Below are 19,647 nucleotides of genomic sequence, written 5' to 3'. Positions count from 1 at the left end.
TGAGGGTCAGAGGTCTTGCGCCGGCTGGCGCTCGTCGGGTTCGGCTTGAGCGGCCAGGGCGCGGCCGATGACCAGCATCTCGATGGCGCTCTCGGCCCAGGTGCTGAAGGCCTCGATCGCGGTGTCGAGCGCGGTCTGGAAGTCGTTCTCGGGATCGGTCAGCTCGCTGGCGGCGCTCATGCGCTCGGCCTCGGCCGCCTTGGTCTTGGCGATCGCCGCGTTGAGGTCGTCCTGGGTCGGCATCCGCGCCGGCTCGCCGTCGTCTTCGTCCTCCACCTCTTCGGTGGTGTGGTGGGAGACGCCCAGGCCGCTGTCGGAGACGCCCAGCTGATCCTCGGGCACGATGTGGATCACCTCGTCCTCGACCTCGCGGTCCCAGCCCGGCGTGTGGAAGCCCATGCGCTGCTTGATGGGGATGGCCACGCGCATCAGCATCATGCCGCTGGCGTTGAGCACGCCGGTGGCGGTGATCACCGGCTCGCGCGGATCATCGACCACGTGGTCGGCGGTCATGCTGTAGTCGGTGTCGGCCGGCAGGATCGTGGCCTTGCCAAAGCGCGTCAGCACCTGCTTAGGCGCGGGGGTCGTGGCCAGCCGGCCGGCGGCGGCGAGCGCCGCCAGGGTCTTACGCATGCGGGTACTCAGGAGGGGAACTCGACGAGCTGGATGGCTCGGGTGGGCGCGAACTTCAGGAAGAGGCAGCCGTAGAAGGCGATGATCGCCGCCTCGGCCCGGCCGTCGTCCTTGACGCGGGCGAACAACTTTTGAGCCGAAGGAAACAGTTGCATGGCCCGGCGGCGCGCCTCGTTCTTGTCCTTGGGCGTGAGGGTCTTGGCCTTCCATTCCTGGGGCCGAACCTCGGTCACGCTGACGGCGCCGTCGTGATAGGCCGCGCCCTGGACGATCCCGAGCGAGCGGCCAAACGAGAAGGCGCTGGTCACGCCCTGTTGGGGCGAGCTGGACACCAGCTCCAGGAAGAGGTGGTCGGGCTGGGCATGGCGGAAGATGTCGGAGACGCCGACCGGCGAGACCCGCTCCTTGCCGCCGGTGCCCGGCTCCAGCGGCATGTCGGTGATCGCCAGCGTCCAGGCTTCGGTGTCGATGAGGGCGAAGGCCCCGGACTTGCCGGGGTCGCAGCCGAGGACGCGGGTCACAGGCCCTCGTCTTCAGCGTGCCGCGCGGCTGCCAGCTCGCCCAGCTGCTCCAGATCGTCCTCGACCTCGTCCAGGTCGTCGAACTCGGGGCTGATGAAGCTGACCTTGGTGTAGGCCCCGCCGTCAGGGCCGGCCGCGCCCGAGCGCGAGGGCTGGAAGTCGAACTCGTCGTCCCAGCTCGAATAGGCGTCCAGGGCGGCCATCAGGCGGCGCTCGCGCCGACGGCGGCCGGCATGGTCGTGGCCGGCTTGACCAAGTCGCCCAGCAGGGTGACGCGCTCGGTGACCAGCGGCACGGTGTGGCCCAGGCTCGCATAGAGCCCGCGCGTCACATTGGCGGTGACCAGCTCGGCGTCGACGCGGATGGCGTCGCCCATGACGATCCCGATGGACGGCTTGACCAGCGCCTGGGCGCGGCCTTGATCCAGGGTGAAGACCACGCCGGTGAAGTGGCGGCCGGTCTCATCGGTCCACTCCACGCGCTCCTTCTCCGCGCCGGGGAAGCGCATGCCCGTGCGCATGGCCCAGGCCCGCGTCTGCGAGATCAGGCAGAAGGGCAGGGCGGTGGCGGCGTCTTGCAGCGCGCGGACCAGGGCGAAATCCACTGGCCACTCGTAGTCGCGCTGGAGGCAGGCCCCGATGCGGTAGCCGTCCGCCCCGGCGGTGCGCATGACCGAGGCGATGGTCTGGCGCACGGCGACTTCGGAGGCGGACGGCATGTGGCCCACGACCCAGTCCATGATCGCCTTGATGGACCCATCAATGGCGGCCTGGAGAACGGCGTCGGAGGAGTGGAGGGGGCGGGGAGCGGCCTCGGGGGCCGGGCGCAGAACAGCGCGAGACATGCAGGCTAGGTGGGAAATTTACGGGAAGTGATGACCCTTGTGTCTCATGAGGTCGAACGAGTGTCAAGAAATGGCGACACAGGACCTCGACGAGCGCCGGCCTGGGCGGCGCAGGCGCTCGGAGATACCCCGAGAGTCGACGAGGAAGGCCGCAGGCCGGATCACCACCGTCGAGTTGTAGAAGGCCGCCGAACTCGCCTTCCTTCTTCTCTCTTCTCTATACCCCTATAATGAGAGAATAAAGAATATTTAAGAGATATATATAGTATATATATAAAGGGTGGCTCCTGTATCTCGTATAGTATCTCGTGATTGTTCTTTATATGTATATGGCTTTATAGGCCCCACCGGGAGGCCTCTCGTATAGGTATCTCCCGTATATCTCGTGATTATTCGTTATATGTGTAAGGGTATATAGGGCCACTGGGGTCCGCCCAGCGCCCTATCTCCCTGATGGCTCCAGACCTGCCGTATTCCAATACCTCAGGTTTTGGAGATATGGCGAACCTAGCCGACCACGCCCTGCGGATCGGTCAGCTCAATGCTGATCCCGCCGGCCGGCGCCAGGAACCCGCGCGACAGCGAAGCCGCGTCGATGTTGTAGAGCCCGGCGACCGCCTCGTAGAACGCCACGGTGGCGGCGACGTGCGTGCCCAGCTCGCCGGCCTCGAAGCGCTCGTAGAGCATCACGTGCAGCTTGCCCTCCAGGACCTCGCGTTCCTTGTCCACCATCTCCTGGGCGGCCCACTCCGGCTGGCCGGCGGCGACGAGGTCGCGCTCGCGCTTCTTGAGGTGGTCGTAGAAGTCCTGGCGGGCGTTCTGGCTCTCTGCGGGCGCTGTCTCCACCATGGCGTCGAGGGCGGCCTTCACCGCCGGCTTTCCCGCCACCTCGGCGGCGTCCAGGTCGCAGGCCCTGCGCAGGCGCTGGAAGGTGCGTCCCACGTGCGCGAAGAACTCGTCGCGCTCCTCGCGCCACAGCTGGGGCTCGTAGTCGATCTCGGTGGCGCTCATGGCCTCGCCGACGGCCGCCTCGATCATCGCCGCCGCCGCGTAGCCCCGCAGGACGACGGTGCGCTGCTCGTAGCTGGGCAGGTTGTAGACGCCGCGCTTGCCGAAGTCCTGGCGCACCCGCTCGGAGCGGCTCATCACGTCGGTCAGGCGCCTGCCGATCCCCGACGTCTTGTTGGCCTCGGCCTGGGGCCCGGCGATGCGCACGCCGAACGCCTCGTGGATGTCCCGGGCCCGGGCGACGCCGCCGTTCTCGCGCAGGACCTTGGCGATGGCGCGCTCATCGGCGTCGAAGCTGTTGACCCCGCGCTCCTCCAGCTGGGCGCCAACGCGGTAGACGCCGCGATCTCCCTCGACCTTCTCCAGGACGCCCCGCAGCGCCAGATGGCACAGCTGCTTGGCCAGCTGCTGGCGCAGGGCCGCGCTCTGGGGCCCGTCGACGTACTCGCGGCCCATGTCCTCGGCGACCTCTCCCATCCGGGCGGTCTTGCGGCTGGCGACGGCGGCGATGATGGCGTTGAGGTAGGTGGTGTGGTCGACGTTGCGACCGTGCATGGTCTTGTAGGCGGCGGCGGGCATGGGTGTCGTTGGGCTCACTCTCTGAGTTATCTCGTGCGTATGCCTAAATTCCACGACACACGACGTCAACCCATGTCGTGAAAATCCGACACCCGTGGACCCGCTACGATCGCTTCGCGCTCTCCGCGTCCGGCTCCGCCGGCAGCCTCCGGCCAGCCCAGGGGACGAGGCCCGTCACGACGTCTCACCTCTCGACTGCTTCGCCTGGGCGACCTCTCGACGTCTCACCCTCTCATCCCCACGCCGTCCCGCCGTCCCGACTATCGCGCACCTCAGATGCGTCAAAGTTAGGCCCCACCAGCGGATCGCCGGCAGGGCCCAAGTTCGTCATGTTGGTGATGCCGCTCGCGGCTCGGTCAAGCTAGCCCGCACGGCCGACCCGGCAAAGGGTGCTCCTGACATTTACAGGGACTGCACTGTTTACCAGGACATACGGTTTTACTTGGAGATATCCGAAAATTCCGCGTCGCCGCTTCGCGGTCCAGCGCCGATAGGGGGCGAGAACGCGGCTGCGCCGAGCGCGCCGGTGGTGAACGCAAATCGCGGCCGGTGAACGCTTCGCGCGCGCCGCGAGGCATGCAACTATGACCACCAGGGGTGCGCAGAGGGGGCGTGATGAAGTGGCTGGGGATTGCGGCGCTGGGCGTCGTTGGGTTCGTGGTGCTCGCGGTTGCGATGGGCCCGTCCAAGAAGGCCGTCAGCCAGGAGTGCCGCGACACCGTCGCCCTGGCGGCCGTGAACGTCGATGCGTGGCGCGACATACACGTCCAATGCACCGACGACGAGCAGCGCGCCATGGCCGCCGAGGGGCGCGAGCGCGGCTACGCCCCCGACGAGATCAACAAGAGCCGCAAGGCGATGGGCTTACCGCTGCTTTAAGCTAGTCGACCACCTGGGCGCCACGAAGAAGCCGTCCTTGGTGGTGGGCGCAGGTGGTGAGCAGGTTCGCCACCTACTGGGCCATGGATTTGATGAAGGCTTCGCGCTTGGCCTCGGCTTCGCGCTCGATCTCCGCCTTGTCGCGGATGCGCTTGCGCTCGTCCTCGATCGTCCCCTGCCACCCGCCCGGCCACTTGGAAACCACCACCGAGCCGTTGTCGCCGAAGTCGGTGTAGACCGTGATGATCAACGGATCGGTGGGGGAGACGTAGGTGTAGGTGCTGCGGTGGTTGGTCAGGAGGAAGCCCTGGGCGCGCAGGATTTGGTCCAGGTCCTCCAGCTCGCCGTCGCCGCCATCCATGCAGGCGAAGGTCCCGCCGCTCTTGAGGCAGGGGTCGCGGTACTGGGTCGGCGGGAACCGGTAGGTGATGCCGGAGTAGGCGAGCTTGGTCGTGTCCTTCGTCGCGGACCCTGGCAGCTCGGGATGGCGCAGGAGCACGAAAGCTTGCTGGGCCTTCACCCCGAGAATCTCAGTGTTGTCGCTGAAGCAGTCCGGCTCGGTTCCGTACTCCATCTCGCAGCGCGTGAAGCCGGCGGCTTTGGCCTCGGCCGGCCCGCCTTCGAGAAGCAGGCCTTGGAAGGTGAGGGGCTTTGGCGCCGGCGGCGGCGTTTTCGGGGCCGTAGGCCCGCACGCTGCGAGCGCCAGCAGCGGCAGTAGAGCAAGACGCATGAACACCCCCGTGAAGATCGCCAGCATAGGGGCGCTGCTGCGCCTGGGCTAGATCGCTACGTGCGCTTCGCGCCCTCCGCGCCCGGCTTCGCCGGCAGCCTCCGGCCGGCCTGGGGACAGGACCGTTTCACCCGACAGGGCTGTTTCAGCATCCGGTGAAAGCGGCCGATCGGCTGAAACGGTCACATCTGACGCGCAGCTGCGCTCTGGCGGCCAAATATGCTGCACAGCGAATGATCCCGATCGGGAAAATATCGGCTCGATCACGCCCCGCACCGCCCATTCTTCCCGCTCGGGAAAAATCCGGCGCACCGCTACGCGGCTCATCCCTAGGAATCGGGCTGATCGTCGAGGCTGCTCTATAGGAGGCCTGGGGGTGAGGGCCGCTTGCGGGGTAGCCGGCGGCCCTCTGGCGCGGATGCTTTCGAGGACACCCGCGCCGCCTCAGTCAGGCAGCGTGGCTATAGCGGATTCGCTTTTCGTGGGGGAGGGTCGACGGCGCTCCCGGGGAGGGCCAACGCCGCCGACCTGTCAGTCCAGAGTGCTGACGGGCTGAGGTTGATGGGGCGTGGGCGATTACGCAAGCATAAAAAGAGGCCGCCCCGAATAATCGGAGCGGCCCTAGGGTCACCACGTTCCGGCAGAGGCCCACCGGACGCAACATTTGGCGCCTGGAGATCAGTCCAGGCCGGGGTCTTCTAGCGATCAGGCGCATTGTCTGCAAATGCAGACAATCGAAGACCTGTGGATAAGGCGGCCGGTACTCCCCCGAGGGCGGGCGCCATTACGATTTATCTCGCGATATCTCGAAGATGTTAGGCGCGCTTGGTCGTCTTGCGGGGCTTGGGAGGTTTAGGCGCGCTGCCCGGGGACTTCTCGACGAAATAGGTTCCGGCCGCGAGGCTGCCCTTCTTGACGCTCCAGCCGCCGGTGCGGAATTGGTCCAGGGTGTAGTCGGTGAAGACAGGCGCTGAGGCGGCAGCCAGCGGGACGGTGCTTTCAAATACCGCGCCCATTTCCTCCCGGGCTTTGGCGGCGCGTTGTTTCATCGAAGACATGGCGCGCTTGCGGGCGGCTTCTATCGCGGCTTCCTTGGTGTCGTAGACGGCGTCCACGATGGGCGCTCCCAATCCGTCAGGAGACGACGCCAGGACTTTGTCGATGTGGGCATGTGCGGCGGCCAGAGAGGCCCTGATCGTCTCCTCTGCCTCCCTGAGCCTTCCTTCGGCTAGCAAGGCCTCGGCCCTGGCCGCTGCTTTCGAGACGCTTTCGCCGGACAGGGCGGCTTCAATCTCCGCCTCTGCCTCCGAAACGCTCGCGACTGCCTGCGCGTCGTGCGCGATCTGGGCGTCGTGCGCGATCTGGGCGAGGCGGGAGGCTCGGGCTGACAGCCACACACCCGCGCCGATGGAAGCGAGACAGAAGGCGCCCAGGACCAGGGGGACTAGCTCGGTGCTCATGCCTACCTCGTGTGCTCCGACTGCCAGACCATTATGCCCACGGCCACCAGACATAGGAAGCCAACCCCCTGGCCCGCCAGTCCGAAGTCGACGCCGCGCCCCTCGATCTTGAACGTCGGGACGATGAGCATGGCGCCGGCGGAGGACAGCAGGATCGTCTTGATGACGTCCCAGCCGAAGATGCGCTGTTTGTCGGCGAGCTTGGCCGCCTCGTCGGGCGTGCGCTTGTAGCCCCACTTGAGGCGCCAAAGGACGGGCATTTTAGGCAACTGGTTCCCCCGTTAACGAGCGCTCACGCTTACGATCATTCCGGAGCTTTTCAAGCCTAGGTCGCAGCTTTCGCCAACCGTTCGAGGAGCTTGCGCTGGCGCACGTCGCCCTCGATCTGCACCTTCACGCGGTTGAAGAGCTTGGGGTCGGCCGCCAGCTGCACGGCCGCCTTGCGCCGCACGAACTCGCGCCGGCTCTCGGGCATTCGCTCCCAGTTGGAGGCGGCGTAGGGGACCGCGACGCAGTCGTAGTCGGCGATCGCCTGGGCGTACCAGTCGATGATGAAGCGGTAGGCGGCCTCGCCCTTCAACGCGCCCAGGCGGAAGAGGTCCCACTCGCCGGCCGGCGCCGGGCCCCTGGTGATGTTGTAGAAGTCCTCGGGCGGGCCGAGGCGTTCCAGGATGTCCGTCGCCTTGATCCTAGCCATCGAGCTTTCCGGGGTGCTTCTTGTCGAAGGCGTTGAGCTGGTCGCAGAACATGCGCTGGGCGGAGCTGTAGGTATAGCCGGCCTGCGCCAGCTCCTTGATCAGCCGCAGAGTCTTGGCCTGGACGGCCTCGCGTTTGACCTGGAGCTGGACGTAAGCGGCTAGGGCGTCGACCTCCTCCAGCGTCGGCCCGTCCCGGAGCAGGATCGACTTGCCCCACTCGACGCGCTCACGAAGCTCGGCGACGTGCTTAGCGACCTCCTTGGCCGGCACGTCCTGGCCGTCCTCCAGGCGTTGGAGCGGCGTGCCCTCCTGCGAGAACATGAAGGCCTTGCCGACCGTGTCGCGCAGCCGCGAGCGCAGGGGGTAGTCGACCGTCAGGTCCTCGTCGGAGCCGAGGTTCATGCGCGGCCTCCGGGGCGCGCCCAGGCTTGCTGGCGGCGCAGCCGCGTGCCGGCGTGCGGCTCCACGGACGCCGTGTCCAGGACTGGCAGGTCCAGGGGCTCGGGGAGGAAGGCCTTCAGCTTGGCGGCCGACAGCGGCTCGATGCGGACGGCGATGGGATCGCGGTCGGGGTTGAGGCTGGGCGTCAGGTAGCGGCGGCCGTCGATGAAGGCCAGCTCGTGCTCGACGATCGCGCCATAGAGGTGCCCGAACAGCCGCCTCTCGATGCCGCTGAGATCGGTGTAGTGCGCGACGTCGGCGGCGAAGCTGCTCTCGTCGACCTCCCAGGTCACGCACGGGTTGGTCGTCCGCCGGCTGTGCTCGGCGATGCTGTAGCCCGCCCGGGGATCGAGCAGCCGCTTGCTCAGCTTAGCGATAGCCTCCTCGACGGGGGAGGGAGCCGGCGCCGGGTCATAGAAGGTGAGCGCCGGTTCGGAGCGCTTCATCCAGAACCGCTGGCGCGGCCGGCTGGGCAGCATCGTGATCCACTGGTCAAGCACCACCGTGTCCCAGGTCTTGCGCGGCGCCATGGGCCAGTGACTCACCGGGTCGTCGATGATGATCAGGGGAGCCTCCCGCCCAGCGCGCTTTTCGGCCATCTCGCGAGCGGCGTAGGTGGCGGCGCTCATGGAGTAGAGGCCCGCGTACATCGCGCCGTGAAAGCCTCGCCAGGAGCTGATCGGGTCAGGCATGGGTTGTGAAATCCCTGAGGTTGTGCTGACCTATCCGCAGTCAGGGCTCGTCAGCTGCGAGGCTCCCCGACGAGAAGCAAACCGCTGCTTGGGAACAGCGGGGCGCTTCGAAACCGTGAGCGGCCGGCGAGTGCGACGCCGGCCGTTCTGCTGTCTGGGATACCGGCAGCGAGTGCCGGTTGTCAACGCGCGATGTCAGTTCACTGGCCGGAATTTCCGGCTCAGGCGGTGGAATTCGTTCTCGTCGCGCTCTTTCAGGTCAGCCTCGACCCGGTCGGTCACGATTGGCTCGCGCTCCGCGCGCTCCTTGGCGCGGAAGGCGTGGGCGTGCTTGGTGAAGTCCCGCTTCTCATCGGCGTACCAGAGCGGCAGGGCGAACTTGAAGTCCGGCGTGCGGCTAGGGAACTCGGTGGCGAAGTGGAGGATCAGCCTGGGATCGTCCGACGTGATCCTGGCTTCGTCCCAGGCCCAGGACTTCAGCTCCAGGTCGTCGATGTTTGCCTCGAACATCAACTTGGCGGCCAGCTTGCCGATAGGGTCCAGGCGCTGGCGGATCAGCTCGCGCATTTCCAGGTGGCGCCAGATGTCGGTGGAATCGATGGGGTGCATCACGCTCTCCTCACATGGGGAGAAAGCGTAATCGGATCAGCGACTTCGTAGTCAATGCCGGCCGGAGCGGTACTCAGCCACGATCTCTTCCATCGCCTTGGCGGCGGCAGCCTTCGGGTCCTTGCGCCCGAGCTTCACGCGCCGCCAACCGTAGGCGCTGGAGACGCACAGCTCACCGCCGGTTTCTTCCCAGCCGCCCGACCACTTCTGGCCCGCGATCGTCACCTGAACCGCCTTCTTCATGGCGACTCAATGCGTCGATCGACGTGTCGATCCAGCGCGCGAACTCGTAGTTGCCAGGGCAGGGTTCGCCGTTGGCGCCGGCGTGACGGCGCGGAAAGCGCTCGCTGTCGTCGCCCCGCCTGGGCCGCCGGCCGGCGCTCAGCTTGCCGCACACCGCGCAGGCAAAGCGCGTCTCAGGTTTTCGGATACCAGCCTGAGCCATGCTCGACCTTCAGCTGGATGACGTTGTCGCGGACCTCGCGCCAGGACCAGTGGTTGGAGAGCCCGTGCTCGCCCCAGAACTGCCCGCTGATGATCTTCACCATCCGGCCGTCGGGGTGGCGCACGATGTCGCCGATCTCGAACGGCGGGCCGCCCATGACGCCTTCGGTGATGGCGCGGGCCCATTCGGGAACCTGGGTCATCGGTCGGGGTCCGGCGCGAAGGTGATCTCGATGGCCTTGGGCCGATGTCGTGAGCCTAGCCCGAGCCGTAGCTTGCCGTCGAGCAAGGCCCGCAGCCAGAAGGCTATGGCGGCACGGCGGCTGGACCTAACGAGGGGGATCACCATTGCGCTCTAGTCCCAGTCGTTGTCAGGCGCGTCGGCCGCCGCACGGAAGCTTGCCACCACCTGGGCCAGCAGCGGCGTGTCCAGCAAGTCTGGCACTTCGCGGCCGATGTCGTCCATGCTCTTGCGCAGCTCCTTCCAGAGGTCCTCGCGCTTCATGTGCTCGATCGCTGCGTCCTCGGAGACGAAGAGCATGTAGGCGGGCGCGGCGTCGTCGTTGCGCACCCACAAAGCGCGCTGGTGCTCCCGGGTCGGGAGGCGGAACTGGTCGGCAGAGCGGCCCTCGCCGATCGTGCCCCACTTCTTGCCGACCTTGGTCACGGTCACCGGCCTGGGCACGCGGGGCGCGCGCCGCAGGTAGCCGTCACGCGGGAGGAGGAAGAGCGTCTGCCCGACGCTGACCTGGATCATCGGCCCGCGCCCTGAGCGTGGCGCAAGCCGTGGCCGGCGCGCACCACTTTGTCCCAAGCCATCTTGAAGAGGGTGGCGTCGCGGCCGAGGTGGGCCTTCATCTGGTTGCCTGATTGCGCCAGTTCGGCAGCGTGCTCGCGCAGCGCGCCGTTCTCGGCCTGGAGCGCGGCGATCATCAGGTCCTTGCCTGCTTCAGTCAGCTGGCCGGCAGGCGTCACATAGGGCGAGGCATAGAGGGCGCGCAGGTCCTCGGCCTTGTGCAGCTGGCCGCGTTGGAACGCTAGGACGGAGGCGGCGTCGATGGTGGAAAGGGTCATGGGCCCTCAGGAATCTGCGGAGTCGTTGACGGAACCGGGCGGGCGCAGCTTGGCCTTCGCCGGCAGCGGCCGATCGCAGTTAGAGCAGTGCTTTCGCTTCTGCTCCTTCAGGATCGCGCTGTCCCAAAGCTCGGTGTTGTCGGCGGCCACGCCGTCGAACCGGCACTGGCTCTGGATTTTCCCCGAGACGCGGATGGTGACGTAATACTGGTCGCCGCCGCAGTGCGGGCAGGCTTCGAGGAAGCCGCTCATGCGCCCTCCGCCAGCTTCTTGCCCGTCAGGGCCTTGATCGCCTCGGTGCTCCAGCCGTAAGCCGCGCCCAGGCTCCACAGCGCCGCCAGCCGCTCGGCCGCCTCGGCGCGCTCCTCGGGCAGGAGGTTGTAGCTGTAGGTGGTCGTGGCCAGCCCGATGTCCGCGCCGTTGATCTTGATGCGCAGGCTCTTGTGGCCGTCCCAGCGCGCCGGCCGAGGCTCCAGCGAGCCCAGGTCGTCGCCGCGCTTGGCCAGGATGTAGGTGTCCTGCTCCTCGGGCTTCATGCGTTGATCCGCTCCATGGCCTTGGCCAACTGCTCGTCGAAGTCCTTGGCCGTGCGCTTGGAGTAAGTCAGGTACTCGGCCACACTCGCGAGCGGCTCGTCGTCCTCGCCGATCTCGTAGTGGATATCGCGCCCCCAGTTGGAGTGCTCTTCGACCCTCACGACGCGGATCATCCCGTCCACCAGCCTCAGGCGGAAGTAGACGTCGATGTGGTCGCTCCAGCTGGCCCAGAAGTAGAGCGGGAACTCGACGTCGATCTCCTCGGTGACCGGCGGGCCGGGCTTGGTGATGGCGATCTTCATGCCGAGGCCTCGACCAGCTCGAAGCTGCCGAACTGGCGGTAGGTGCGCGCGTCCGGGTGATCCCACAGCAGCTCGCCAGGGTTCTTGAGGCTGTAGGGGCGCACCATCAGGGCAAAGCAGGGGCCCGGATTGTCGCCGCCGTTGCGGTAGGTGATCGTGACGCCGTCGACCTTGCCCAGCCGGCCCTTGTACTTGCCGACCTTCAGGACGGCGTCGCGCCCCAGGTATGCCGCCTCCATCTGCCTCAGGCCCTCGGCCATAGCCCGTTCGAGCGCGGTGACATCGACGGTCGGCGCCTCGGGCTCGATGAAGTAGGTCCAGTTCTTGATGTCGGCCTTGTGGTCCCGGACGTCGGAGTAGCCGTCCGGGTTCTGGCCGGCGGCGGCGCAAGCTGCGCGAGCTGCGGCGATCTGGGCCTCGGTGTAGCAGTAGGTCATCAAGCTTCCTTGCAGCTGTAGCAGCGGCCCTCGGCCAGCTCGCCCAGCAATGTCCAATGGGCGCAGTCCGCGCAGGGAGCCACGAGTTGATCGACGCGCTGGCAGATCGCCAGGAAGCGCTCGGCAGGCTTCAGCTCCAGGTCGGCCAACGCGAAGGCCTCTTCGATGTCGATGGCGGTGCCTTCCAACCGGTCCACCACCAGCCGAGCGTCGCCGACGATCTGGGCTTGCTCTGAGCGTTTCATGTAGGCCTCGGCCTGTGCAGCCGTGACGTAGGTGTCCGCCGTCAGGTCGTCGTCGGCCATCCGATCTAGGGAGTTCTGGGCCAGTGACTGGGTGGCGAACTTGCCGCGTCGGAAGCCCTCGCCCTCGTAGACGGACCAGGACCCGTCGGATTCCTGCTGGGTGCGAAGCTCGGCCATCACGCGTCCACGATCTCGAAAGGGGAGAGCCATTTCTGCTCACCGCGCTCCGTCTCGATCAGGGTCAGGCTGCCGTTGCGCTCGATGACGCGGACCGGCTCACGCTCCCAGTCGCCATTCTCGCGGACGAACCACCCCTCCTTCTTGCGCTCGCTGTCAGACATTCTCGGGCTCCTTGATCTCGATGCCGGCCGCGCGCAGCTTGCGCTTCACCGCGCCGATCACGCGTTTGCAGAGTTTCGGGTCGTCCGGGTAGATCGAGGCAAAGCCTGTGTTCTGCACAGCGTCGGCCAGGATGGCCCGGCCCGCGTCATCGTTTTCCCACGGCACGCTGATAAAGCGCGCGGCCTTGAGGTCGGAGTTGAAGGCGTCGCAGAGATTGACGCAGACGTTGCCGTCCAGGCCCGTGGCCTCGGCGACGTCCACCGGCTCGTCCAGGCGCGTCGTCAGCACGTCGCATTCGAGGCTGGAGAAGTAGACGCGGTTGCTCATGCGGGCCATCCCAGGGCTTCGCGCTCGGCCGCCGTCAACTTGGCGAGCGCGGACTTTTGCAGGGCGAGCTTGTCGCGGGCGACGCGGGCGTAGTTGATCAGGCCGCTCTTGGGGTCCTCGACCACCTCCCAGGTGAAGCTCACCCAGCGCTCGTAGTTCGGATGGCGCCGGCCGCCGGCACCGGCCTCCATGACGAGGTTCACCCGGACCTTCTCGCGCAGGCCGAAGCCGTCGATCGAATACTCGCCGGAGAGCTTCTCGATGACCTCCCGGTCCTCGGGCGTCGCGGCCTCGGCCTCGTCGTGCCGCAGCATGTCGGTGGGGAAGGGCCAGTAGCCCGTCACGGTGTAGGCGCGCTTCATCCTTACCTCCCCGAACCGTCTTCGGCCTCAGCGGCGATCGCCGCAGCCAGGGCCGTGGCGTACAGGCGCACTCGCCCCTTGCGGTTGTCTCGCCGCGTGAACCGCAGGTACATCCCCCGTTCGGTCATGATGCACCATTTGGTCCCGTGGTTCATGACCCGCAGCACGCAGCTAGCCGAGGAGTAGCCGCGCGGGTCGCCTTGACCCCGGTCGCCCTCAACGTCGCTCACCACCCAGTGGTCGGCCAGGACGCCGAGCGGCGCCTCCAGATAGCGGCGGGGCGCGGCCCAGACCCAGCGGTTGGTGATGTGCGGCTCTTCGGCCGAGATCGCCGGCACGATGCGCCAGTCCTCATAGGCCGGCATGTGGTGCTCGTAGTAGTGGGCCTCGGCGCCGGCGAGGTCGGGCCAGTAGCAGACCTCGCCGCTCTCATCGCGAAGGCGATAGGGCGGGACCTCTTTGTTACGGGGGGTGACCTCGATGTTGTAGCGCATCAGGCAGCGGCCTTGAACATGACGCGGTGGATGTCCGAGCGCGCGGCCATGATCTGGTCGCCCTTGATCTCGAAGCCTTGGATGGCCGCTTCACGCAGGTAGGCGTCGATGTCGCCCGGGCGCGAGGAGGTGAACACGACGTTCCAGTAGCGATCCGAAATGGTCTTCTCGTCAGCACCGATCATGCCCGCCTCCTCTGCTAGGAGCCCAGGTCTATAACCGCGAATGCCGGTAGTCAACACCTGATGTCAGTCTTTTGTGGCGTTCCACGGATAGCGGCGCCGCTTCTTCAGGCCCGCTATGATGAGCGAACCCAACTGCGTCACGCGGTGGTCTGGATCGAGCAGCTTGGCGGCCACCAGCTTGCTGAAAGCGGGGTCGTAGCCATAGGCCTTCAGACGTTCCGCAGGATCGCCTTCCTCCAGGCGGCAGAGCACATAGCGCTGGTCGTCATCCAGGCCCTTGTAGATGGCCATGCGCTTGGCCTTCTGGGCGGCGACCATCTCGGCGCGGCGCGCCTCGGCCCGGGCGTAGGCAGGGTGGGGCTCGTTGTTGCCCCGGCAGTCAGCCAGGGCGGGATCGTCGGCCGGTACGCCATTGGCGACGGCCATCTCCTTGTAGGAGCCGTACAGATCGTGGCCGCCATCGCTGATGCGCGACCAGTCCAGCTGACCTGACGCCTCCGACAGGCGGACGCCGAGGTTGTGAGCCGAATTGGCCATCAGGAACCCCGCGCAGGTCGCCGGCTTGTCGGCGCCGCTCTCATGGCACGAGAACATGTTGGGGGACATATCGTGTGCAGTGTTGGCGCTGTGCCGATAGGCGTCCGGCGGGAAGGCGCCGGCCGGCTGGTCCTTGCGCCAGGGGCAGGTCGGGCAGGGCTCTTTGCGGACGACCTTGGTTTTGGCGTTATCGGTCCGCAGGGAGATGACCTGGAACTCTTCGCCGCTGTCGCTGCGGCCGGCGTAGCGCGCGTTGAACTTCGTGGTCCTGCGGGTCAAGCGTTCCCCACTGGCGGGGCTGTGTCGAGCGCGGTCAGGCCATGCAGCGCGTCGAGCACCTGAAGGGCGAAGTCGACCTCGTGCGAGGCCAGGATCGTAGGCTTGCCCTCGACCTCGTCTTCCATGAAGTGGGCCATGACCCAGTCGACGGTCTCGATGTCGATGCCTTTGACGTGGTCCGTGCTCAGCACCGAAAGCATGAGTTGGAGGAGAGCTTTTTCCCTGTCGGCTAGCAGCAGGCCTTGCTTGGCGGCCTGGGAGCGCTGGAGCCGACCGACCAAGGGCGCGATGATGGCCTCAAGCTGGTCCGCGATCTCTTGAGTGCTGGGCTTGGCGGACATGGGGGTTCCAGGGCGAGGGTACGCCCCAAATTGCCCGCCAAGCTCGACCAGTTCAAGCACGCGCTCTACCCGAACGTGACCTTGCCGACCGTATTGCCGTTCACGTCGCGGACTGGGTAGTCGTCGAGCGCGCGAGCGCCGCGATCGCGGACCTTCTCAGCGACATCGACCAGGATGCGAACGATCTCCTGCTCCAGGCCTTCGCCGTCGAACGCGGCGTTGTCGGTGTCGAATTGGATTTTCAATTTCACGGGACCTCAGGCCTTTTCGAACTCGGTAGCGTTGGAAGGGCCTTCCGGCCACTTGGGAGTGGCCGTGCCGACGTAGCGATCGGCCCAAGGTGTAGGACCCTGGCGCGCGACATCCACCGGCGCCCTGGTCCCCTTGGTGAGCTTGCGCGCCACGCTGGCGGCGGCCTTGTCGCTCACGCAGATCATCGTGTCGATCCTGGCGTCGCGAGAGACGCCGCCGTCGGCCTCCAGGCTGTAGACGTGGAATTCGTAGCTCTGCATCAGTGCAGCCCCGTCTTCAGGCGCTCGACCAGCAGCGCGTGGCCTTCCAACGCCTCGGCGTGGGTGCCGTAGCGGGTGAAGATTTCCTGGAACTCGCCGTCCTTGAAGATAGCGGTCTCGAACGGCAGGGGTGTCCCGAAGTTGTGGGACGAGCAGGGCAGCAGGACGGTGCTCGCGCGGTAGGTGCCGATCTCGTCGTTGGCGATGATGTGGCAGTCGGGATTGGCGACCTTCAGTTCCACAAATTCCACGATGTCGACGGCGCGGACCGACTTGTCCTCGGCCAGGACGTTGAATGTGGTGGAGGGCAGCGAGAGCGGCTGGCGCATCACGCGTTCTCCGGCGTCTTGGGCGTCCACTCGGTGACGACCTCCTCGGTCGCCCACTTGGCGAAGGAAGCCGTCGAGCTGCACTGGGTGTCGGTGAAGCCACCCAGCGGTAGCCGCGAGCTGGTCACAGCCCAGACGACATGGGAGGGCGAGGCGCCCCAGTTCACAACGGTGCGCTGATAGCCGTGCTTGCCGCCCTTATAGGTGTGGCCGACCTTGATGTCAGAGACCTGCATCATCAGGCGCTCCTCTGGGTGGCGCGATACTCTTCCATCGCAATCTCGTGCGGGCAGCAGCCGGCGACGACCTTGACCCGGCCGTGCTTGAAGTGCGGGCGCAGCACTTTGGCCGCGCGCTCGGCCGAGGCGCCACTCATGTGGCCGCAGGACACCGCGCCAGTCTCCTTCATGAGGTTGGTCCCGGCCTGGGTGCCGGCCCAATCGCACCATGCGTCGCCGCCGATGGTGATGTGATGGCGCTTCGCGGTCATGTCAGGCCTCCATCCTCTTGGCGGCCTGCCGGCGGCGGCGGGCCAGACGCTCGGCGCCGAAGCTGCCGGGCTTGAGCTTCAGCTTGCCGGTCTTCGAGCCGCAGCAGCCGCAGGGCGCGCGGGTCACCGAGAACCGGATCATGCTGCCCAGGCTGTCGGTGGTGCCTTTGACCGCCAGGGCGCGGGCTTCGTCGCTCATGCGGTCGAAGCTGGGGCCCAGGGCGCGCTTTCGGCGCTCCAGGGTCTTGGTCATGCCGGCCGCCAGCTTGTTGGGCCGGGCGACGGGGACGGGCGTGGCCTGGACGATGAAGCCGCCGTGCTGTGCGATCGCCATGCTCACCACCCCTTCGAGACGGCCCAGGCTTCCATCTCTTCGATGATCGCCTCGGGGACTTCCGGGCCGTCTTCGTCGACGGTGCCCAGGGCGGAGAGCAGGCTCAGCGAGCAGCCGAAATCACCGCAGCGCACGTCGGCGCAGACCGAATCGGCTTCGCTGATCTCGACCACCAGGGGCTTGCCCTTGATCTTGCCGAACGAGAGCACCCAGCCGCCGTTCTTGGTCCGCCGCCCGGTCTTTGGTGCGGTCGGCTGCTCGGGCTCGGCGGCCTTGGGCGCCGGGCGCAGCCCCAGGGCGATCTCGATCTCTTCGAGCGTGCCCTCGGTGTGCTCCTTATCTATGCCGTGGCCGTCGAGGTAGGCGTAGTAGACGATGCCCGAGGCGCGCTGAAGCTGGCCGATGCGGGGGTCGAGGTGCTGGGTCGTGCCGGTCATCATCGTCTCCTTCGGGTGCAGCTTACCGCGCGCCGGTGGCGTGTCGATGGGGACCTTGTAGCGAACGCGGTGCTGGCCGTCAACACATGATGTCAGGTCTTTGAGGTCGCCTTGTTGAAGGCCTCTGTGTTCGCCGCACGCTGCCCGTCGACCACTTCCTTGGTCACGATGTAGGGCAGGTCGGGGAGGGCAGGAGCCTTTTCGATCTTCGCCAATCCCCGGATCGACAACGGCACGATGACGTTGAGGCACAGCTTCTTCCAGGGGTCGTGCAGGGCCCAGGCCATGGGGTCGATTCTCTGAAGGATGCTGTTGCCCTGATAGTCACGATCGGGCTGCCAGTGCTGAAGCACGTCAGGTAGGTCCTCGACCTTCACGCCGGCCAATAGAGCGACCTCTACGGGCGTCTTCGGGTAGAAGGCGACCTTGTAGCTGGCCTTGGCGCCGGTGAGCGCGCAGACGTATTCGCGGTGGTCGTAGTCGCCGAGGTTCGTCGCTCCGAAAAGTGAGTAGTTGTAGTTCTTCGACCGTTTCTCTTCGGCGATGTCGATGCGATCGACGAAGCCGGTGTAGTGCCGGCCTCGGCCTGACCGCCAGTCCTTCTTGCGGACGATGCTACGGCCGCCGCCGCCGTGTTGGTCGAAGTCGTTGGCCATGCCGCGATCGAGCCAGATTTCCTTGTGGGCGCACCAGGGCAGGATGACGGGCAGGTTCTTCTTGCAGGCCTTCTCGTACCAGCTCTTGATATCCTTCTCCCGGGCGTCGTACTCGGCCCGCGCCATACGGCTGATCGAGGTAGCCATGTTGTGTCGGGCGATGAACTTTCGGTCGGCGGCGAGCTGCTCGCGGGTTCCGAACTTGGTGCTGTCCATCACCTGGAGCGAATGGTCGCGAGCGTGCTTACCCCTGAAGTGGCCCAACGAATTGACGTCAGCTGTCGTCAGTCGGCGCAGGCCGTCTTCACCGACTTCGCCCACCGCAAGCTCATCTGTTTGGTACTCGCCTCGGTAGTCCGGTAGGAGCACGACCGTTCCGATCTGCTCCACGACGTTGAGCAGGTTCGGATCGACCTTGTCGGCGAAGCGCTCTTCGAGCCAGCGGTTGGGCTCGGAGCCCTTCGAGCCGATCTCGCTCTCGTCCAGGGCGTCGGAGCGCATATCGTCGATCGTGAGAGGCTCCAGGGCCAGGGGCTCGTAAGCGCCCACCGTCGTCAGGGCGGTCGTGGCGCGCTCGATGAGGCGATCCTCGATCTTGATCATCTCGCCAGTGTAGGAGAGCTGCGGCGCCTGGAAGCCTCGCGTCCAGAACTTCTGGGCGATGAGGTCGAGCATCATGGTCGACCAGATGGTCTCCTCGGGACCCAGCTCGGAGATGGCCTTCAGCGGCTTCCATTCCTGCTGGTAGACGGCAAGACCCTTGGCGTCGCTGTTTTCGACGTACCAGCGCTCGGCTTCCTCGTCCCACTTCATGCCCAGCAGGTCGTAGGGGAACCAAGCCCGGCAGGCGCGATCGCCAAGCGCCCGATCAGGCCGGCGGGTCATCTGCCCCTGAAGCGGGTGGGCGTACTCAGGCGCATCGCTGAGGATGAAGAGGTTGCCGCCGTTGCGGATGCACCAGCAGAAGTAGCTCTGGAACTCGTCGCGGTCGCGGATCAAGTTCAGGCTGACGCCCGAGGGCATTTCCAAGGCGGCCTGCAACAGCGAGTTGATGTTCCACCACTGGTGGACCTTGTGCTGGTAGACTGGCTTGACGTCGGCGGGCTCTGGCTCGCCGGCCAGGAACTGGTTGATGCGCAGCCGCTCGACGCCGCGCAGAGCGTCGCGCCGTAGAAAGGCGACGACGTCGTGCTGCTTAAGGGTCTTGACGATGTCGGGGCGCTTGGCCGCGCCGTAGCGGTCCAGCGCCTTGGACAGGCGCGCGATGAACTCGTCGCGCGCGGTGGTGATGTCCTCGCGGTTGACGATGTCGAGGAGCCGGCGAGGGGTCTCCAGTTTCTTGAGGTAGCCCTCGGGGTCGTTGAGCAGCTGCTCCATCGTGAGCTTCTGGCGACCCATCAGCTCGCGCGTGAAATAGCTGAGCATCAGGTTGGCCGTGACCTCGGACGGGTCCAGCTCCAGGGCTTCTTTGATGTGCTCGTAGGACTTGCGGATGTCGTAGTCGCCGAAGCTGCCGCTCCAGCTGCGCGCCGCCGGGTCCGGAATCTTGACGCCGGTGTACTGCTCGTAGAGCCCGATGGCTTCGAGGAGAGGGCTGTTCTCGTCCATCAGCGGCCCATCTCGTCGAGCTTGTTTAGCCCGGCCTGGGTCAGCTTCAGGTGCGGGCAGTTGCCGCCCTTGTGGCTGGCGAACGGCGACTTCAGCTGGACGATCTCGGCGAGGTCCTCGCGCATGAGCCTATTGGTGATGCCGGCGTTCACCTGCGAGCTAGGCTTGGGCGAGATGCGCAGCGACACCATGGTGCTGATCGCCGCCTCGGTCAGCGGGTGGGTCTTGGTGCCGTTCATCGGAGGCGGACGGGTCATGCGTGAGCTTCCCACAGGTTTGGAT

The 19,647-nt window shown here is 66.4% G+C and carries 38 protein-coding genes; 1 reads left to right on the top strand and 37 read right to left on the bottom strand.

The window, feature by feature from the left end:
* Positions 1-6 precede the first annotated feature (6 nt).
* The 5 genes from AC07NS_RS17635 to AC07NS_RS17615 all read right to left on the bottom strand — a co-directional run bounded on the left by AC07NS_RS17635 (position 7) and on the right by AC07NS_RS17615 (position 3,585).
* Positions 7-633, bottom strand: a complete 627-nt coding sequence (locus tag AC07NS_RS17635; protein ID WP_494605295.1) for a hypothetical protein — start codon at positions 631-633, stop codon at positions 7-9.
* Positions 634-641: 8 nt separating this feature from the next.
* The gene (locus AC07NS_RS17630) at positions 642-1,154 is read right to left on the bottom strand and encodes a hypothetical protein (RefSeq protein WP_494605294.1); all 513 of its coding nucleotides are present in this window, start codon (positions 1,152-1,154) and stop codon (positions 642-644) included.
* Positions 1,151-1,357 carry a hypothetical protein gene (locus AC07NS_RS17625; RefSeq protein ID WP_494605293.1) on the bottom strand — a complete coding sequence of 69 codons (207 nt, stop codon included), beginning with the start codon at positions 1,355-1,357 and terminating at the stop codon, positions 1,151-1,153. The genes AC07NS_RS17630 and AC07NS_RS17625 overlap by 4 nt, the downstream gene beginning before the upstream one ends.
* Complete coding sequence (locus tag AC07NS_RS17620) at positions 1,357-1,893, bottom strand: hypothetical protein (RefSeq protein ID WP_494605292.1); 537 nt, start codon at positions 1,891-1,893, stop codon at positions 1,357-1,359. Before AC07NS_RS17620 ends, AC07NS_RS17625 begins: the two co-directional genes overlap by 1 nt.
* A 612-nt stretch (positions 1,894-2,505) precedes the next feature.
* Complete coding sequence (locus AC07NS_RS17615; protein ID WP_494605291.1) at positions 2,506-3,585, bottom strand: hypothetical protein; 1,080 nt, start codon at positions 3,583-3,585, stop codon at positions 2,506-2,508.
* 612 nt (positions 3,586-4,197) lie between these two features.
* Between AC07NS_RS17615 and AC07NS_RS17610 the strand changes: the two genes are divergently transcribed.
* On the top strand, positions 4,198-4,464 hold the full coding sequence (locus AC07NS_RS17610) for a hypothetical protein (RefSeq protein ID WP_494605289.1): 267 nt from the start codon (positions 4,198-4,200) through the stop codon (positions 4,462-4,464).
* A 73-nt stretch (positions 4,465-4,537) separates the two neighbouring features.
* Here the strand turns inward: AC07NS_RS17610 and AC07NS_RS17605 are convergent, their stop codons facing one another.
* The 32 genes from AC07NS_RS17605 to AC07NS_RS17450 all read right to left on the bottom strand — a co-directional run bounded on the left by AC07NS_RS17605 (position 4,538) and on the right by AC07NS_RS17450 (position 19,622).
* Entirely contained in the window at positions 4,538-5,194 is a 657-nt protein-coding gene (locus tag AC07NS_RS17605) for a hypothetical protein (RefSeq protein ID WP_494605288.1), read from the bottom strand.
* 815 nt (positions 5,195-6,009) lie between these two features.
* Positions 6,010-6,654: a hypothetical protein gene (locus tag AC07NS_RS17600; protein ID WP_494605286.1), complete on the bottom strand. Its 645-nt coding sequence runs from the start codon at positions 6,652-6,654 to the stop codon at positions 6,010-6,012.
* Positions 6,655-6,656: 2 nt separating this feature from the next.
* Positions 6,657-6,914, bottom strand: a complete 258-nt coding sequence (locus AC07NS_RS17595) for a hypothetical protein (protein ID WP_494605284.1) — start codon at positions 6,912-6,914, stop codon at positions 6,657-6,659.
* A gap of 65 nt (positions 6,915-6,979) precedes the next feature.
* Entirely contained in the window at positions 6,980-7,351 is a 372-nt protein-coding gene (locus tag AC07NS_RS17590; RefSeq protein ID WP_494605282.1) for a hypothetical protein, read from the bottom strand.
* Complete coding sequence (locus AC07NS_RS17585; protein ID WP_494605280.1) at positions 7,344-7,754, bottom strand: hypothetical protein; 411 nt, start codon at positions 7,752-7,754, stop codon at positions 7,344-7,346. The genes AC07NS_RS17590 and AC07NS_RS17585 overlap by 8 nt, the downstream gene beginning before the upstream one ends.
* Positions 7,751-8,485 carry a hypothetical protein gene (locus AC07NS_RS17580; RefSeq protein WP_494605279.1) on the bottom strand — a complete coding sequence of 245 codons (735 nt, stop codon included), beginning with the start codon at positions 8,483-8,485 and terminating at the stop codon, positions 7,751-7,753. Before AC07NS_RS17580 ends, AC07NS_RS17585 begins: the two co-directional genes overlap by 4 nt.
* A gap of 195 nt (positions 8,486-8,680) precedes the next feature.
* Complete coding sequence (locus AC07NS_RS17575) at positions 8,681-9,094, bottom strand: hypothetical protein (protein WP_494605277.1); 414 nt, start codon at positions 9,092-9,094, stop codon at positions 8,681-8,683.
* Between the two features lie 51 nt (positions 9,095-9,145).
* On the bottom strand, positions 9,146-9,337 hold the full coding sequence (locus AC07NS_RS17570; protein WP_494605275.1) for a hypothetical protein: 192 nt from the start codon (positions 9,335-9,337) through the stop codon (positions 9,146-9,148).
* Between the two features lie 173 nt (positions 9,338-9,510).
* Positions 9,511-9,741 (bottom strand): hypothetical protein, encoded by a 231-nt coding sequence (locus tag AC07NS_RS17565; protein ID WP_494605273.1) that lies wholly within the window; start codon positions 9,739-9,741, stop codon positions 9,511-9,513.
* 152 nt (positions 9,742-9,893) lie between these two features.
* Positions 9,894-10,295, bottom strand: a complete 402-nt coding sequence (locus tag AC07NS_RS17560) for a beta barrel domain-containing protein (protein WP_494605271.1) — start codon at positions 10,293-10,295, stop codon at positions 9,894-9,896.
* Entirely contained in the window at positions 10,292-10,612 is a 321-nt protein-coding gene (locus AC07NS_RS17555) for a hypothetical protein (RefSeq protein WP_494605269.1), read from the bottom strand. The genes AC07NS_RS17560 and AC07NS_RS17555 overlap by 4 nt, the downstream gene beginning before the upstream one ends.
* A 6-nt stretch (positions 10,613-10,618) precedes the next feature.
* A complete protein-coding gene (locus AC07NS_RS17550) occupies positions 10,619-10,864 on the bottom strand; it encodes a hypothetical protein (RefSeq protein ID WP_494605267.1) in 246 nt (81 codons plus the stop codon).
* Positions 10,861-11,148, bottom strand: coding sequence for a hypothetical protein (locus AC07NS_RS17545; protein WP_494605265.1), 288 nt, complete (start codon positions 11,146-11,148; stop codon positions 10,861-10,863). Before AC07NS_RS17545 ends, AC07NS_RS17550 begins: the two co-directional genes overlap by 4 nt.
* The gene (locus AC07NS_RS17540) at positions 11,145-11,450 is read right to left on the bottom strand and encodes a hypothetical protein (RefSeq protein WP_494605263.1); all 306 of its coding nucleotides are present in this window, start codon (positions 11,448-11,450) and stop codon (positions 11,145-11,147) included. The genes AC07NS_RS17545 and AC07NS_RS17540 overlap by 4 nt, the downstream gene beginning before the upstream one ends.
* A complete protein-coding gene (locus tag AC07NS_RS17535; RefSeq protein WP_494605261.1) occupies positions 11,447-11,887 on the bottom strand; it encodes a hypothetical protein in 441 nt (146 codons plus the stop codon). Before AC07NS_RS17535 ends, AC07NS_RS17540 begins: the two co-directional genes overlap by 4 nt.
* Entirely contained in the window at positions 11,887-12,309 is a 423-nt protein-coding gene (locus tag AC07NS_RS17530; protein ID WP_494605260.1) for a hypothetical protein, read from the bottom strand. Before AC07NS_RS17530 ends, AC07NS_RS17535 begins: the two co-directional genes overlap by 1 nt.
* A complete protein-coding gene (locus AC07NS_RS17525) occupies positions 12,309-12,473 on the bottom strand; it encodes a hypothetical protein (RefSeq protein ID WP_494605258.1) in 165 nt (54 codons plus the stop codon). The genes AC07NS_RS17530 and AC07NS_RS17525 overlap by 1 nt, the downstream gene beginning before the upstream one ends.
* Entirely contained in the window at positions 12,466-12,801 is a 336-nt protein-coding gene (locus AC07NS_RS17520; RefSeq protein ID WP_494605256.1) for a hypothetical protein, read from the bottom strand. Before AC07NS_RS17520 ends, AC07NS_RS17525 begins: the two co-directional genes overlap by 8 nt.
* Entirely contained in the window at positions 12,798-13,163 is a 366-nt protein-coding gene (locus AC07NS_RS17515) for a hypothetical protein (protein ID WP_494605254.1), read from the bottom strand. Before AC07NS_RS17515 ends, AC07NS_RS17520 begins: the two co-directional genes overlap by 4 nt.
* 2 nt (positions 13,164-13,165) lie before the next feature.
* Positions 13,166-13,657: a hypothetical protein gene (locus tag AC07NS_RS17510; protein WP_494605252.1), complete on the bottom strand. Its 492-nt coding sequence runs from the start codon at positions 13,655-13,657 to the stop codon at positions 13,166-13,168.
* Positions 13,657-13,842 carry a hypothetical protein gene (locus tag AC07NS_RS17505; RefSeq protein ID WP_494605250.1) on the bottom strand — a complete coding sequence of 62 codons (186 nt, stop codon included), beginning with the start codon at positions 13,840-13,842 and terminating at the stop codon, positions 13,657-13,659. Before AC07NS_RS17505 ends, AC07NS_RS17510 begins: the two co-directional genes overlap by 1 nt.
* Before the next feature lie 63 nt (positions 13,843-13,905).
* Positions 13,906-14,658 (bottom strand): DUF6283 family protein, encoded by a 753-nt coding sequence (locus AC07NS_RS17500; RefSeq protein ID WP_494605248.1) that lies wholly within the window; start codon positions 14,656-14,658, stop codon positions 13,906-13,908.
* Entirely contained in the window at positions 14,655-14,999 is a 345-nt protein-coding gene (locus AC07NS_RS17495; RefSeq protein ID WP_494605246.1) for a hypothetical protein, read from the bottom strand. Before AC07NS_RS17495 ends, AC07NS_RS17500 begins: the two co-directional genes overlap by 4 nt.
* Before the next feature lie 65 nt (positions 15,000-15,064).
* Positions 15,065-15,250: a hypothetical protein gene (locus tag AC07NS_RS17490; RefSeq protein WP_494605244.1), complete on the bottom strand. Its 186-nt coding sequence runs from the start codon at positions 15,248-15,250 to the stop codon at positions 15,065-15,067.
* 6 nt (positions 15,251-15,256) lie between these two features.
* Positions 15,257-15,511 carry a hypothetical protein gene (locus AC07NS_RS17485; RefSeq protein ID WP_494605242.1) on the bottom strand — a complete coding sequence of 85 codons (255 nt, stop codon included), beginning with the start codon at positions 15,509-15,511 and terminating at the stop codon, positions 15,257-15,259.
* Positions 15,511-15,840, bottom strand: a complete 330-nt coding sequence (locus tag AC07NS_RS17480; RefSeq protein WP_494605240.1) for a hypothetical protein — start codon at positions 15,838-15,840, stop codon at positions 15,511-15,513. Before AC07NS_RS17480 ends, AC07NS_RS17485 begins: the two co-directional genes overlap by 1 nt.
* Positions 15,840-16,079, bottom strand: coding sequence for a hypothetical protein (locus tag AC07NS_RS17475; RefSeq protein WP_494605238.1), 240 nt, complete (start codon positions 16,077-16,079; stop codon positions 15,840-15,842). The genes AC07NS_RS17480 and AC07NS_RS17475 overlap by 1 nt, the downstream gene beginning before the upstream one ends.
* Positions 16,079-16,330: a hypothetical protein gene (locus AC07NS_RS17470; RefSeq protein WP_494605236.1), complete on the bottom strand. Its 252-nt coding sequence runs from the start codon at positions 16,328-16,330 to the stop codon at positions 16,079-16,081. Before AC07NS_RS17470 ends, AC07NS_RS17475 begins: the two co-directional genes overlap by 1 nt.
* A gap of 1 nt (position 16,331) precedes the next feature.
* A complete protein-coding gene (locus AC07NS_RS17465; protein ID WP_494605235.1) occupies positions 16,332-16,664 on the bottom strand; it encodes a hypothetical protein in 333 nt (110 codons plus the stop codon).
* Between the two features lie 2 nt (positions 16,665-16,666).
* A complete protein-coding gene (locus AC07NS_RS17460; RefSeq protein ID WP_494605233.1) occupies positions 16,667-17,101 on the bottom strand; it encodes a hypothetical protein in 435 nt (144 codons plus the stop codon).
* Positions 17,102-17,193: 92 nt separating this feature from the next.
* Positions 17,194-19,365 (bottom strand): hypothetical protein, encoded by a 2,172-nt coding sequence (locus AC07NS_RS17455; RefSeq protein WP_494605231.1) that lies wholly within the window; start codon positions 19,363-19,365, stop codon positions 17,194-17,196.
* Complete coding sequence (locus tag AC07NS_RS17450) at positions 19,365-19,622, bottom strand: hypothetical protein (protein WP_494605229.1); 258 nt, start codon at positions 19,620-19,622, stop codon at positions 19,365-19,367. Before AC07NS_RS17450 ends, AC07NS_RS17455 begins: the two co-directional genes overlap by 1 nt.
* Positions 19,623-19,647 lie beyond the last annotated feature (25 nt).

The sequence above is a fragment of the Caulobacter sp. GW821-FHT10A10 genome (genome assembly GCF_059415745.1).
Note: the sequence above shows the minus strand (reverse complement) of the source record. Positions and strands in the feature narration are given on the sequence as shown.

Coding starts and splice junctions, on each gene's coding strand:
- AC07NS_RS17590 (WP_494605282.1), bottom strand. CDS start 7,351: ATGGCTAGGATCAAGGCGACGGACATCCTGGAACGCCTCGGCCCGCCC.
- AC07NS_RS17635 (WP_494605295.1), bottom strand. CDS start 633: ATGCGTAAGACCCTGGCGGCGCTCGCCGCCGCCGGCCGGCTGGCCACG.
- AC07NS_RS17570 (WP_494605275.1), bottom strand. CDS start 9,337: ATGAAGAAGGCGGTTCAGGTGACGATCGCGGGCCAGAAGTGGTCGGGC.
- AC07NS_RS17525 (WP_494605258.1), bottom strand. CDS start 12,473: ATGTCTGACAGCGAGCGCAAGAAGGAGGGGTGGTTCGTCCGCGAGAAT.
- AC07NS_RS17455 (WP_494605231.1), bottom strand. CDS start 19,365: ATGGACGAGAACAGCCCTCTCCTCGAAGCCATCGGGCTCTACGAGCAG.
- AC07NS_RS17515 (WP_494605254.1), bottom strand. CDS start 13,163: ATGAAGCGCGCCTACACCGTGACGGGCTACTGGCCCTTCCCCACCGAC.
- AC07NS_RS17600 (WP_494605286.1), bottom strand. CDS start 6,654: ATGAGCACCGAGCTAGTCCCCCTGGTCCTGGGCGCCTTCTGTCTCGCT.
- AC07NS_RS17535 (WP_494605261.1), bottom strand. CDS start 11,887: ATGACCTACTGCTACACCGAGGCCCAGATCGCCGCAGCTCGCGCAGCT.
- AC07NS_RS17530 (WP_494605260.1), bottom strand. CDS start 12,309: ATGGCCGAGCTTCGCACCCAGCAGGAATCCGACGGGTCCTGGTCCGTC.
- AC07NS_RS17580 (WP_494605279.1), bottom strand. CDS start 8,485: ATGCCTGACCCGATCAGCTCCTGGCGAGGCTTTCACGGCGCGATGTAC.
- AC07NS_RS17465 (WP_494605235.1), bottom strand. CDS start 16,664: ATGGCGATCGCACAGCACGGCGGCTTCATCGTCCAGGCCACGCCCGTC.
- AC07NS_RS17540 (WP_494605263.1), bottom strand. CDS start 11,450: ATGAAGATCGCCATCACCAAGCCCGGCCCGCCGGTCACCGAGGAGATC.
- AC07NS_RS17625 (WP_494605293.1), bottom strand. CDS start 1,357: ATGGCCGCCCTGGACGCCTATTCGAGCTGGGACGACGAGTTCGACTTC.
- AC07NS_RS17460 (WP_494605233.1), bottom strand. CDS start 17,101: ATGACCGGCACGACCCAGCACCTCGACCCCCGCATCGGCCAGCTTCAG.
- AC07NS_RS17470 (WP_494605236.1), bottom strand. CDS start 16,330: ATGACCGCGAAGCGCCATCACATCACCATCGGCGGCGACGCATGGTGC.
- AC07NS_RS17450 (WP_494605229.1), bottom strand. CDS start 19,622: ATGACCCGTCCGCCTCCGATGAACGGCACCAAGACCCACCCGCTGACC.
- AC07NS_RS17550 (WP_494605267.1), bottom strand. CDS start 10,864: ATGAGCGGCTTCCTCGAAGCCTGCCCGCACTGCGGCGGCGACCAGTAT.
- AC07NS_RS17520 (WP_494605256.1), bottom strand. CDS start 12,801: ATGAGCAACCGCGTCTACTTCTCCAGCCTCGAATGCGACGTGCTGACG.
- AC07NS_RS17480 (WP_494605240.1), bottom strand. CDS start 15,840: ATGCGCCAGCCGCTCTCGCTGCCCTCCACCACATTCAACGTCCTGGCC.
- AC07NS_RS17575 (WP_494605277.1), bottom strand. CDS start 9,094: ATGCACCCCATCGATTCCACCGACATCTGGCGCCACCTGGAAATGCGC.
- AC07NS_RS17495 (WP_494605246.1), bottom strand. CDS start 14,999: ATGTCCGCCAAGCCCAGCACTCAAGAGATCGCGGACCAGCTTGAGGCC.
- AC07NS_RS17560 (WP_494605271.1), bottom strand. CDS start 10,295: ATGATCCAGGTCAGCGTCGGGCAGACGCTCTTCCTCCTCCCGCGTGAC.
- AC07NS_RS17505 (WP_494605250.1), bottom strand. CDS start 13,842: ATGATCGGTGCTGACGAGAAGACCATTTCGGATCGCTACTGGAACGTC.
- AC07NS_RS17510 (WP_494605252.1), bottom strand. CDS start 13,657: ATGCGCTACAACATCGAGGTCACCCCCCGTAACAAAGAGGTCCCGCCC.
- AC07NS_RS17595 (WP_494605284.1), bottom strand. CDS start 6,914: ATGCCCGTCCTTTGGCGCCTCAAGTGGGGCTACAAGCGCACGCCCGAC.
- AC07NS_RS17605 (WP_494605288.1), bottom strand. CDS start 5,194: ATGCGTCTTGCTCTACTGCCGCTGCTGGCGCTCGCAGCGTGCGGGCCT.
- AC07NS_RS17545 (WP_494605265.1), bottom strand. CDS start 11,148: ATGAAGCCCGAGGAGCAGGACACCTACATCCTGGCCAAGCGCGGCGAC.
- AC07NS_RS17620 (WP_494605292.1), bottom strand. CDS start 1,893: ATGGACTGGGTCGTGGGCCACATGCCGTCCGCCTCCGAAGTCGCCGTG.
- AC07NS_RS17555 (WP_494605269.1), bottom strand. CDS start 10,612: ATGACCCTTTCCACCATCGACGCCGCCTCCGTCCTAGCGTTCCAACGC.
- AC07NS_RS17565 (WP_494605273.1), bottom strand. CDS start 9,741: ATGACCCAGGTTCCCGAATGGGCCCGCGCCATCACCGAAGGCGTCATG.
- AC07NS_RS17485 (WP_494605242.1), bottom strand. CDS start 15,511: ATGCAGAGCTACGAATTCCACGTCTACAGCCTGGAGGCCGACGGCGGC.
- AC07NS_RS17475 (WP_494605238.1), bottom strand. CDS start 16,079: ATGATGCAGGTCTCTGACATCAAGGTCGGCCACACCTATAAGGGCGGC.
- AC07NS_RS17615 (WP_494605291.1), bottom strand. CDS start 3,585: ATGCCCGCCGCCGCCTACAAGACCATGCACGGTCGCAACGTCGACCAC.
- AC07NS_RS17585 (WP_494605280.1), bottom strand. CDS start 7,754: ATGAACCTCGGCTCCGACGAGGACCTGACGGTCGACTACCCCCTGCGC.